Origin of the sequence: Herbaspirillum sp. B65 (assembly GCF_000333555.1) — a bacterium.
Taxonomy (GTDB): Bacteria; Pseudomonadota; Gammaproteobacteria; order Burkholderiales; family Burkholderiaceae_D; genus Herbaspirillum; species Herbaspirillum rubrisubalbicans.
Genome location: NZ_BADI01000968.1, coordinates 1 through 10,006, shown reverse-complemented (window position 1 = coordinate 10,006; position 10,006 = coordinate 1). Strand labels below are relative to the sequence as shown.

The window sequence follows — 10,006 nt, the reverse complement described above, 5'->3', positions numbered from 1 at the left end:
GGGAGATTGAAGCAGCTTCTACTTTTAAACGAGACCTTTCCGGGCATTTTCCATGGCGTTGTTGCGGTTTGGTGCGTTGTTTTAAGACGTGCTTTCGTATCGCTGAAGTCCTGATTGGGGGCGGCTTTCAGCACATTTTTAGAGGTCTCTTGAAGGGTTGGTGAGGCCTATGTTCGGCGATGTTGCTGCGCCATTGCGGTGCCTGTCCCAGCATTAAATTCAATTTAATATCGGATTTAAGAAGCATTAATCATCACCGCAAATTGAGGTCGCATAATTATTTGGCATTGGGAGCGCAGCCAACTTCCCTGGACCTGGTCGGCAAGATTTAATTACCGATTGGGCTACTGCGCGGGCCGATCTCCGCGCTGCGATGCTCGCCGTACTGAAGTACGGCTGCGCTTCTCCCACGGACCTCGGCCCGCTCGCTACGCCCACTCGGCAATTAAATGCTCTGAAGAACATCCTGCTCTGAAGAACATCCCTGCAGTACCCGTCCTGCCCCGCTCCCCCCGGGCAAGCGGTCGACCCCCACAAGGGCGAGGCCGTGGTCAGGGCGACTTTGAATCTCTCAACGAGGAAGTGAATCATCATGCTTGATGCCAATCTCAAGACCCAATTGAAGGCCTATCTGGAAAAGGTCAGCCACCCGATCGAGATCGTCGCGTCGCTCGATGATGGCGCCAAATCCCGTGAGATGCAGGAACTCCTGCAAGAAATCGTGCTGCTGTCCGACCGTATCAGCCTGGTCGAACATCGCGGTACCAACAAGGATGCGCGTACTCCGTCCTTCAAGTTACATCGCCCCGGGACCAACATCAGCGTCGAATTCGCCGCGATCCCGATGGGCCACGAATTTACCTCCCTGGTGCTGGCCCTGTTGCAAGTGGGCGGCCACCCGATCAAGCTCGACGACAAGGTCATCGAGCAGATCAAGAACCTGGACGGCGACTACCGTTTCGAGACCTATGTCTCGCTGACCTGCCAGAACTGCCCGGAAGTGGTACAGGCGCTCAACGTGATGTCCATCATCAACCCGCGCATCCAGTCGGTGACCATCGATGGCGCGCTGTTCCAGGGTGAAGTCGAGCAACGCCAGATCATGGCTGTGCCGACCGTCTATATGAACGGTGAAGTCTTCGGCCAGGGCCGTACCGGCGTCGAAGAGATCCTCGCCAAGCTCGACACCGGCGCTGCCGCCCGCAAGGGTGAAGAATTGAGCGCACAGGCGCCGTATGACGTGTTGATCGTCGGCGGTGGCCCGGCTGGTGCCGCCGCTGCCATCTATGCAGCGCGCAAGGGTATCCGTACCGGCGTGGTGGCCGAGCGTTTCGGCGGCCAGGTGCTCGATACCCTGGCCATCGAGAACTTTGTCTCGGTGCAGGAAACCGAAGGTCCGCAATTCGCGACCGCCCTGGAACAGCACGTGAAGGCCTATGACGTCGACATCATGAACGTGCAGCGCGCCGAGGCGCTGGTGCCGGGCGACAAGCTGATCGAAGTGAAGCTGGCCAATGGCGGCGTGTTGAAGGGCAAGACCGTGATCCTGTCCACCGGCGCGCGCTGGCGCAACGTCAACGTGCCGGGCGAGCAGGAATACAAGAACAAGGGCGTGGCCTATTGCCCGCACTGCGATGGTCCGCTGTTCAAGGGCAAGCGCGTGTCGGTGATCGGTGGCGGCAACTCGGGCGTGGAAGCGGCTATCGACCTGGCCGGCATCGTCGCCCATGTGACCCTGATCGAATTTGCTGCCGAACTGAAGGCCGATGCGGTGTTGGTGCGCAAGTTGAAGAGCCTGCCCAACGTCACCATCGTGACCTCGGCGCAGACCACCGAGATCACCGGCGACGGCCAGCGCGTCAATGGCATCAGCTACAAGGAACGGGATACCGGCGAGATCAAGCATGTGGCGCTGGAAGGCGTGTTCGTCCAGATCGGCCTGGTGCCCAACACCGAATGGTTGAAGGGGACGCTGGCCTTGTCCAAGCATGGCGAGATCGAGATCGATGCCAAGGGCCAGACCTCGATTCCGGGTGTCTTCGCCGCGGGCGACGTGACCACCGTGCCGTACAAGCAGATCGTCATCGCCGTGGGTGCCGGCGCGACGGCGGCACTGTCGGCCTTCGATCACCTGATCCGCTCCTCGGCCGATGACGTGGCCCCGGCGGCGACCAAGGAAGCAGTGGCTGCCTGAGTCATACGCCAGTCGCACTCGCACTAGTAGCAAGAAACAAAAAACGCCACCGGTTGAATCAGCCGGTGGCGTTTTTTGTTGAAGCAGTACCGAGCAGTACCGCTGGCAGCTTACTTGAACATCAAGCGCAGCGAATCCCAGGCGCGGCCCAGGAAGCCTGCCGGGCCCACCGATTCCAGCGCCACCACCGGCAGCTCGGCCACGGTCTTGTCGTCGATGGTCACCTTCAGGGTGCCCACCTTGGCGTTTTCCGAGATCGGGGCGATCAGCGGATCATTGCGATCCAGCTTGGTCTTGACCTTGTCAGCCGTACCCTTGGGGATGGTGATGTAGACGTCGTTCTTGAAGCCGACCTTGATCTTGCTCTGCGAACCCTTCCACACATCAGGCGTATCGACCGGCTGGCCCTTGGCATAGAGCTTGACGGCGTCGAAGTTCTGGAAGCCCCAGTTCAGCAGCTTCTGGCTTTCCTGGGTGCGCACCGCATCGGAGACGGTGCCGATCACCACCGAGATCAGGCGACGTTCGCCGTTGGGCACCGGGCGATGGGCCGAGGTGATCAGCGAATAGCCGGCGCTGGAGGTGTGGCCGGTCTTCATGCCGTCGACCGTCGGGTCCAGCCACAGCAGGCGGTTGCGGTTGGGCTGGGTAATGTTGTTGTAGGTGAACTTCTTCACCGAGTAATAACGCTTGTAGTACTCGGGGAAGTCGTTGATCAGGTTGCGGCACAGGATCGACAGGTCGCGCGCGGTGGTATAGGTGTCCGGGCTGGGCAGGCCGTGCGGGTTGCTGAAGTGGGTATTGGTCAGGCCCTGGCGCTGCGCTTCGCGGTTCATCAATTGCACGAAGGCGTCTTCGGTGCCGGACACGGCTTCGGCCACGGCCACGGCGGCGTCATTGCCGGAGACCGAGATCAGGCCGTAGAGCAGGTTGTCGATGGAGACCGGCTTATTGGGCTCGATGAACATCTTGGAGCTGCTCGGATCGACCTTCCAGGCGTTGACCGAGACGTTGACTTCCTGCTCCAGGCTCAGGCGCTTGTCGCGCAGGGCGGCAAAGGCCAGGTAGGCGGTCATGAGCTTGGTCAGCGAGGCCGGTTCCACGCGCATGTCGGGTTCGCTGGAGGCGATCACCTGGTTGGCCGAGGCATCCAGCAGCAGCCAGCTCTTGGCAGCCACGGTGGGCGGCGGCAGGGTCTGGGCGGAAGCGGTGAGTGCGGAAAAGGATAGGACGGTTGCGGCGAGCGCCGCGAGAAGCTTTTTCATCGGTGCCTAAGAAAAATTGCCAGCACGGGGGAACATCGTAGCTGTTGGTTTGAAAAGAGGTGAGGCAGGGCGGGTCAGTCTGGTTCCATCGGTGACGGCAGCATGGCGGCGACACGGGGAAGTGCCGGGCTGGCTGCACGCACTGAATTATAAAACGTCACGCGGCTTCGTTCCCAATTGAATGAATCTTCATCCCCGAAAATCCCCTCACGAAACCGGCATGGCGCCCTTGGCTGCATCGTGCGGCGCCGTCCGGCCTCATGCCTGGGTGCGTTGCGTAAAAAAACGTAAAGACACTCAAGCCTGAAGCTGCGCCGGGCGGCGATGCCAGCTTTCGACCACCACGTTCTTGATATGTTGCAGCTTGCGGTGAAAAAAGTGATCCGATCCGGGAATCACCACCACCGGCAGCTCCTGCGGGCGCGCCCAGTCCAGCACGGCCGACAGCGGGATGGTGTCGTCCTGCTCGCCGTGGATCAGGATGGTATTGGCCGGGGCCGGCGGCATGGGCCACTTGCCGGCGGCGGTACCCACCAGTACCAGGCGTTCGGCCGCCGTGGCTGCGTCCTGTTGCAGCAGGCGCTGCTGCAATTGCGCCTGGACGAAGGTACCGAAGGAAAAACCGCCCAGCGCCAGCGGCAGGTCGGGATATTGGGTGCGCATGTGCAGCAGCAGCAGGGCCATGTCGTCGGTCTCGCCGGCGCCATGGTCATGCACGCCTTCGGACTTGCCCACGCCACGGAAATTCATGCGCACCGCCACGTAGCCCAGCGCCAGGAAGGTGCGGGCCAGGGTTTGCGCGACCTTGTTGTCCATGCTGCCGCCATACAGCGGATGCGGGTGGGCCACCAGGGCCAGGCCGACCGGGGCGGCGAATTGCTCGGGGTCCGGCAGGTCCAGCGCGCATTCGAGCTGGCCGACGGCGCCGGGGATCATGAAATGCTGGGTGTGTACGTTCATGGCTTGCTAAAAACGGATGAGGGGAAGCTTGCTGCAAGCGGCTTGCAGGGCAGGTCGGTGTTCAAACCTTCATATCTTCAGATTTTCAGGCGATCCACCACTTTGCCGCCGACGATGTGGCTGTCGATGATTTCATCGATGTCTTCCTGGTCCACATAGGTGTACCAGGTGCCTTGCGGGTAGATCACTACCACCGGCCCTTCCTCGCAACGCTCCAGGCAGCCGGCCTTGTTGATGCGCACCTTGCCGGGCGCGGCCAGGCCCAGTTGCTTGATGCGTTTCTTGGCATGTTCCTGGGCCGCCTGCGCGCCCTTGTCGGCACAGCAGGTACGCTCGCCCGGCTGGCGTTGGTTCAGGCAGAAGAAGACGTGGTGTTCGTAGTAGGGTTGATCTTGATCGCTCATGGAAGGGCCTGTGGAGAGTGGCGACGGTGCCGGCGCTGGTGCTCAAAGCCCGGCAAAGCGTCAATGATACACCCCGCTCAGCCTGGCCTGCGGTGCACCGGATGCAACAGGAACCAGATCGCCAGGAAGGGCCATAGCACCGACAGGAATTGCGCAGCGCCGTCGAAATTGAGGAATTTGCCCTGGACCCAGGTTTCCAGCGTGGAGAGGTAATAGGGATTGGCCGGCACCGCATTGGTCACCACCAGGGCGAGGATCAGCGCCAGCGCCGCCACCCGGCGCTGCGCCTTGGGCGGCGCCCAGGTCAGTCCGGCAATCATCATGGTGCCCAGCATGATGCCGCCCACGGCGCTGGGCGAGATCCAGACGAAGGCATTCTGCGGCGCGAAGAAGAGCGCGCAGGCCAGCGATTTGGCGGCGATGCAGCCCAGCAGGTAGAGCGTGACCAGGCGTCGGCGCGGCGCCTGGCGGCCCAGCAGCAGCAACATCAACAGCGCCGCGCCGGTCAGGCCGCAGGCGGTGACGATGACGTCGGCCAGCCAGTATTGCTCGGCGCTCAGTTGCGCACTGTTGAGCCAGGTGGTGGCCAGGTCGATGGGAGTGTCGAGCAGGTCGGAAAAGAAGGCCGATACGGGCGGCACCAGGTGGCCCAGGCCGAACAGGTGGTTCTGCGGATAGATCAGCGCCAGCGGCCATAGCCCGGCAACCACCAGCCCGCGGCTGGCCTCGCTGGAAAACCAGCGTCGCCGCAGCAGCAAAAAACGGCTCTCCTGCAGGAAGTAGCGGCTGCAGGCCGCGCCCAGCAAGGCCCCCAGGGTCACGCCGATGGAATTGGTCAACAGATCCAGGTTGGAGGGCACGCGGGTGGGGAGGTAGGTCTGCACCGCTTCCATGCAGGCCGACAGCAGCACCCCCGCCAGCGCAGCCGGCCAGACGGCCCACCACGGGCGCAACAGCGGATACAGGGACAGCACCAGCAGCAGGCCCAGCGGGGCATAGCCGGCGACATTGGTCCAGACGTCGAAGCCGGTCCAGTAATAGGGCAGGCGCGCGCCCAGGTAATCGAAGGGCTTGATGCCGATGTCGCGCCAGCCGGAGAAGGGGTACCAGCTGGCATAGACGATCAAGAGCGTATAGACCAGCAGGCTTACGCGGGCGAACGACGAGGCCACCGGAGCGCTGGCCGGGGTAGCGGGAAGCACGGGGGCGTGGTCGGGCGGGGCGGGCATGGGCCAGAGGGTAACCGATTTCAGTGGCCCCGGGCTGACCGAGAGCAGGCTTTACATTCGCGCACAGGCCCACTGCCGTTACAATGCGCAGCATGACCCTGACTTTTCCCTTGTCCGCCGAACCCGATTCGGCACCGCTGGTGCGCCCCGAGCGCATCGGCATGTTGCTGGCCGGTTCCGATCCACAAGGCCAGCAGCGCATCGATGTCGAGGCGGTGGCCCAGACCGGTTCCACCAACATCGACCTGATGCAACGTCTTTCCAGCCTGCAGCGTCCCTTGCTGCTGGTGGCCGACCGCCAGACCGCCGGCCGTGGCCGCGCTGGTCGGCCCTGGCGCGCCCAGCCGCAGGATTCGCTGACCTTTTCGCTGGCCTGGCGCCTGCAGCGGCCCACCCACGCGCTCCTGGGCTTGCCGCTGGCCGTCGGCGTGGCCCTGGCCGAGGCGCTGGAGGTATTCGGCGTGCGGCCGCAATTGAAATGGCCCAATGATGTGCTGCGCGATGGCGCCAAGCTGGCCGGCATTCTGATCGAGACTGCTGCCGAGGGCGGCCGTGCCGATGCGACCTGGGCCGTGATCGGCATCGGCCTGAACCTGGCGGTGCCGTCGGGGCTGGAAGATGAATTGCAACGCGCGGTGGGAGCGGCGCCCGAATTGCAGAAGCCGCCGCGCGAAACGGTACTGGCCATCATCGTCAGTGCCTTGTCCGAAGTGCTGACCGAGTTCGAACAGCGCGGCTTCGGCGCCTTCGTCAAGCGCTGGGAAACCTTCCACGCCTATGCCGGGCAGTCGGTCAAGATCGTCGATAACGGTCGCGTGGTCCATGAAGGGATTGCGCTGGGGGTGGACATGATGGGCCGCTTCCTGATCGATACCGAGGCCGGGCAGGTGGAGGTGCTGGCCGGTGATGTCTCCTTGCGCTTGCAGGACGGATGATGCTGCTGGTCGACGCCGGCAATACCCGCATCAAGTGGGCCGTGCCCGACTCGGCCGACACCGCCGCCCCTGCGCTGGGCTGCTGGCGCCAGCAGGGGGCCGTGGATCGCGCCGAGTTCTCGGCACTGGTGCCGCAGTGGGCCGGTCTGGCCAGGTCCGGCAGCGACTTGCAGGTGTGCATCTCCAATGTCGCCGGCGCGGCCTTGCATGAGAGTCTGCAGGCCATCCTGCTACAGGTGTTCGGCCCCCGCGTGATCGTCGAATGGTTTGCCTCCACCCCGCAACGGGCCGGGCTGCGCAATGGCTACCGCCATCCCGGCCAGCTGGGATGCGATCGCTTTGCCGCTGCCATCGGTGCGCGCGCGCTGTTTGCCGGCGAGGAATTATTGGTGGCCACCTGCGGTACGGCCACCACCATCGACGTGGTCAGCGCCGAGGGCGTCTTCGAGGGCGGCATGATCCTGCCGGGGTTTGGCACCATGGCGACCTCGCTGGCCTTGAATACCGCCCAGTTGCCGCGCATCGATGGCGCCGCCCCGCCTGAGCGGGTGTTCGCCGAACATACGGTGGAGGCCATCGTCTCCGGTTGCATCGCCGCCCAGGTCGGGGCGATCGAGCACGCGTTGGCCGAACGTCGCCGCCAGCGTCCGCAGGCCAGCCTGCGCTGCCTGCTGGCCGGGGGCGCGGGTTTGCTGCTGGCGCCTTACCTGACGCTGGGCGAGACGCCGCTGGAAAAGGTGGATAATCTGGTGCTCATCGGCCTGCAGGTGGCGATGAACCAGGAATGCTGAGCGCCGGTCCATCCAGGCAATCGAAGAATCAACCAGGGCAAGGAAAGACAAGGCAAGGATGAAGCTGAAACTGCTTTTTTGGCTATTGCTGGCAGGTAACGTAATCCTGTTCGGATTGACGCGCGGTTATTTCGGCGCCAGCGCCACCGAGCGCCGCGAACCCCAGCGCCTGGCCCAGCAATTGCATCCTGAACTGTTGAGCGTGTTGCCGGCCAATAGCGAAAAGCTGGCCTCGCAACTGCGCGCGCAACCGGCCACAGCCCAGGTGGCCAGTGCGGATGCCACAGCGGCGGCGGCTTCGGCCACGCCCGCTACCTCCACCAACTCCACCACTGCGACCCAGCCGGCCCCGACCGCCGCCGCCACCCAGACAGCCGCCGTCACCCCCTCCTGTACCGAAGTGGGCAACTTCACCGCTGCGGATGCGCGCCGCTTCTCGGAGCAGTTGGCCAGCCTGAACCTGGGCGACAAGGTGGTCCAGAAGCTGACCCAGGACGTCACCAGCCACATGGTCTATATCGCCCCCGAGAACGGGCGCGAGGGCGCTGATCGCCGCGTTGCCGAGCTGCGCCGGCTGGGCATTGGCGACTTCTACGTCATTCCCGACAGCTTCCCCAATCCGGCGCTGCGCTATGGCGTCTCGCTGGGCATCTTCCGTACCGAGGAGGCAGCCAAGGCCTACGTCGGCCAGCTGATCTCGCGCGGGGTGCGCAGTGCGCGCATCATTGCGCGGCGTTCCGGGGCCGGCAAGCAGGTGTTCCAGTTGCGTGACCTGACACCGGAAGCCCGCACTGCCCTGGAGAACATCAAGAGTGCTTTCCCCGACCAGGAAATCCGCGCCTGCAGCGCCTGAGCGCGGCAACGTTGCCTGGATCGGACAGGCTGCATGTTGCGCTGCGAAGTCGGCCTGCTTTCCATGTAAAATCCCGTCCCTAAACGCATCCCCATCCCCATCCCATCCACAGGACCATGCCATGACCACCGACCTGACCCACGTAGCCCCCCAGATCAAAGCCGAAATCCTGGCCGAGGCGCTGCCGTACATCCGCAAATTCCACGGCAAGACCATCGTGGTCAAGTACGGTGGCAATGCCATGACCGAGGAAAGCCTCAAGCACGGCTTTGCCCGTGACGTGATCCTGTTGAAGCTGGTGGGCATGAACCCGGTGGTGGTCCACGGTGGTGGCCCGCAGATCGATGCAGCGCTCAAGAAGATCGGCAAGCAAGGTACCTTCGTGCAGGGTATGCGCATTACCGACGAAGAAACCATGGAAGTGGTGGAATGGGTGCTGGGCGGCGAGGTGCAGCAGGACATCGTGATGCTGATCAATCACTATGGCGGCCAGGCGGTGGGCCTGACCGGCAAGGATGGCGGCCTGATCCGCGCGCGCAAGATGCAGATGCCGGACAAGGAGCATCCGGGCGCCTACCTCGACATCGGTTACGTGGGCGAGATCGAGGCGATCAACCCGGCCGTGGTCAAGGCGCTGCAGGATGACGCCTTCATCCCCATCATCTCGCCCATCGGCTTTGGTGACGATGGCCAGGCCTACAACATCAACGCCGACGTGGTGGCCGGCAAGATCGCCGAGATCCTGCACGCCGAAAAGCTGATCATGATGACCAACATCGCGGGCGTCCAGGACAAGGCCGGCAAGCTGCTCACCGACCTGTCGGCGCGCGAGATCGACGAGATGTTCGCCGATGGCACCATCTCCGGCGGCATGTTGCCCAAGATTTCCTCGGCGCTGGATGCGGCCAAGTCGGGCGTGAACACGGTGCACATCATCGATGGTCGCATCGAGCACTCGCTGCTGCTGGAAGTGCTGACCGAACAGGCCTTCGGGACCATGATCCGTTCCCATTGATCCGCAGGCGTCAGAGCGCAAGCAAAAGGGATGAGCCCATGCTCATCCCTTTTTTGTTCGCCGCGCGGACAGTCGCCGATGGGCTCAATAAAGTTGTTTTACCTGTAAGCCTCGCTTGCCCAGCAATAGCGGCACACTGTCCGGCCCCACCAGGTGCAGGATGCCGATGGCCGCCACGGCCTGGTCCTGCCGGTGCAGCAGCTCGGCGATGCCGGCGGCCAGGCCCGGGTTGCGCTCGCGCAGCAGGGCCTGGACCGTGAAGTGGCTGGAGAAGCTGCCGTCCTCTTGCAGTTCCTTGAGCGCACGGGCAAAGCCGGCACTGTCGGCATGACGCCAGGCATCGACCAGAAATCGAGCTTG

The 10,006-nt window shown here is 63.5% G+C and carries 10 protein-coding genes; 5 read left to right on the top strand and 5 right to left on the bottom strand.

The window, feature by feature from the left end:
- Window positions 1–592: 592 nt before the first annotated feature.
- The gene (ahpF, locus tag I5W_RS22770) at window positions 593–2,194 is read left to right on the top strand and encodes an alkyl hydroperoxide reductase subunit F (RefSeq protein ID WP_017449739.1); all 1,602 of its coding nucleotides are present in this window, start codon (window positions 593–595) and stop codon (window positions 2,192–2,194) included.
- Window positions 2,195–2,304: 110 nt separating this feature from the next.
- On the opposite strand, the gene I5W_RS22765 is transcribed toward ahpF, so the two are convergent.
- From I5W_RS22765 to I5W_RS22750, 4 genes are all read right to left on the bottom strand, one after another.
- Entirely contained in the window at window positions 2,305–3,459 is a 1,155-nt protein-coding gene (locus I5W_RS22765; protein ID WP_017449738.1) for a D-alanyl-D-alanine carboxypeptidase family protein, read from the bottom strand.
- A 297-nt stretch (window positions 3,460–3,756) separates the two neighbouring features.
- Window positions 3,757–4,419, bottom strand: a complete 663-nt coding sequence (locus tag I5W_RS22760) for an alpha/beta hydrolase (RefSeq protein WP_044530958.1) — start codon at window positions 4,417–4,419, stop codon at window positions 3,757–3,759.
- A 77-nt stretch (window positions 4,420–4,496) separates the two neighbouring features.
- A complete protein-coding gene (locus I5W_RS22755) occupies window positions 4,497–4,823 on the bottom strand; it encodes a (2Fe-2S) ferredoxin domain-containing protein (RefSeq protein WP_017449736.1) in 327 nt (108 codons plus the stop codon).
- A gap of 77 nt (window positions 4,824–4,900) precedes the next feature.
- Window positions 4,901–6,052: a VanZ family protein gene (locus I5W_RS22750; RefSeq protein WP_017449735.1), complete on the bottom strand. Its 1,152-nt coding sequence runs from the start codon at window positions 6,050–6,052 to the stop codon at window positions 4,901–4,903.
- An 83-nt stretch (window positions 6,053–6,135) separates the two neighbouring features.
- On the opposite strand from I5W_RS22750, the gene I5W_RS22745 reads away from it, so the two are divergent.
- The 4 genes from I5W_RS22745 to argB all read left to right on the top strand — a co-directional run bounded on the left by I5W_RS22745 (window position 6,136) and on the right by argB (window position 9,646).
- The gene (locus I5W_RS22745; protein ID WP_044530957.1) at window positions 6,136–6,987 is read left to right on the top strand and encodes a biotin--[acetyl-CoA-carboxylase] ligase; all 852 of its coding nucleotides are present in this window, start codon (window positions 6,136–6,138) and stop codon (window positions 6,985–6,987) included.
- Window positions 6,984–7,778 (top strand): type III pantothenate kinase, encoded by a 795-nt coding sequence (locus I5W_RS22740; RefSeq protein ID WP_044530956.1) that lies wholly within the window; start codon window positions 6,984–6,986, stop codon window positions 7,776–7,778. Before I5W_RS22745 ends, I5W_RS22740 begins: the two co-directional genes overlap by 4 nt.
- Window positions 7,779–7,836: 58 nt before the next feature.
- Entirely contained in the window at window positions 7,837–8,631 is a 795-nt protein-coding gene (locus tag I5W_RS22735) for an SPOR domain-containing protein (protein WP_017449732.1), read from the top strand.
- 121 nt (window positions 8,632–8,752) lie between these two features.
- Entirely contained in the window at window positions 8,753–9,646 is an 894-nt protein-coding gene (gene argB, locus I5W_RS22730) for an acetylglutamate kinase (protein WP_017449731.1), read from the top strand.
- Window positions 9,647–9,730: 84 nt separating this feature from the next.
- Here the strand turns inward: argB and I5W_RS22725 are convergent.
- Window positions 9,731–10,006 (bottom strand): TraB/GumN family protein (locus I5W_RS22725; RefSeq protein WP_044530955.1); only part of this gene is annotated, 276 nt, incomplete at its 5' end.

Bases quoted from the DNA above. Each gene is read 5' to 3' on its own strand.
- I5W_RS22740 (WP_044530956.1), top strand. From the start codon at position 6,984: ATGATGCTGCTGGTCGACGCCGGCAATACCCGCATCAAGTGGGCCGTG.
- I5W_RS22750 (WP_017449735.1), bottom strand. From the start codon at position 6,052: ATGCCCGCCCCGCCCGACCACGCCCCCGTGCTTCCCGCTACCCCGGCC.
- ahpF (WP_017449739.1), top strand. From the start codon at position 593: ATGCTTGATGCCAATCTCAAGACCCAATTGAAGGCCTATCTGGAAAAG.
- I5W_RS22760 (WP_044530958.1), bottom strand. From the start codon at position 4,419: ATGAACGTACACACCCAGCATTTCATGATCCCCGGCGCCGTCGGCCAG.
- I5W_RS22745 (WP_044530957.1), top strand. From the start codon at position 6,136: ATGCGCAGCATGACCCTGACTTTTCCCTTGTCCGCCGAACCCGATTCG.
- I5W_RS22755 (WP_017449736.1), bottom strand. From the start codon at position 4,823: ATGAGCGATCAAGATCAACCCTACTACGAACACCACGTCTTCTTCTGC.
- argB (WP_017449731.1), top strand. From the start codon at position 8,753: ATGACCACCGACCTGACCCACGTAGCCCCCCAGATCAAAGCCGAAATC.
- I5W_RS22765 (WP_017449738.1), bottom strand. From the start codon at position 3,459: ATGAAAAAGCTTCTCGCGGCGCTCGCCGCAACCGTCCTATCCTTTTCC.
- I5W_RS22735 (WP_017449732.1), top strand. From the start codon at position 7,837: ATGAAGCTGAAACTGCTTTTTTGGCTATTGCTGGCAGGTAACGTAATC.